General features: G+C 52.3%; 1 protein-coding gene. It reads left to right on the top strand.

The features are described 5' to 3' along the window. On the top strand, positions 1-618 hold a 618-nt coding region (locus ACOTYH_RS21840; RefSeq protein WP_044705022.1), incomplete at both ends, for an EF-Tu/IF-2/RF-3 family GTPase.

Raw genomic sequence — 618 nt, 5'->3', positions numbered from 1 at the left:
GAAAATCATCGAACTGGCTGGCTACCTGGATTCTTACATCCCAGAACCAGAGCGTGCGATTGACAAGCCATTCCTGCTGCCAATCGAAGACGTATTCTCCATCTCCGGTCGTGGTACCGTTGTTACCGGTCGTGTAGAGCGCGGTATCATCAAAGTGGGTGAAGAAGTTGAAATCGTTGGTATCAAAGAGACTGCGAAGTCTACCTGTACTGGCGTTGAAATGTTCCGCAAACTGCTGGACGAAGGCCGTGCTGGTGAGAACGTTGGTGTTCTGCTGCGTGGTATCAAACGTGAAGAAATCGAACGTGGTCAGGTTCTGGCGAAGCCAGGCTCAATCAAGCCACACACCAAGTTCGAATCTGAAGTGTACATTCTGTCCAAAGACGAAGGCGGCCGTCATACTCCGTTCTTCAAAGGCTACCGTCCACAGTTCTACTTCCGTACAACTGACGTGACCGGTACCATCGAACTGCCAGAAGGCGTAGAGATGGTAATGCCAGGCGACAACATCAAGATGGTTGTGACGCTGATCCACCCAATCGCGATGGACGACGGTCTGCGTTTCGCAATCCGTGAAGGCGGCCGTACCGTTGGCGCGGGCGTTGTTGCTAAAGTTCT

Origin of the sequence: Enterobacter cloacae complex sp. SHL001, assembly GCF_049236825.1 — a bacterium.
GTDB classification, from domain to species: Bacteria; Pseudomonadota; Gammaproteobacteria; order Enterobacterales; family Enterobacteriaceae; genus Enterobacter; species Enterobacter hormaechei_C.
The sequence above is the reverse complement of the archived record's forward strand: the minus strand, read 5'-3'. Positions and strand labels throughout refer to the sequence as shown.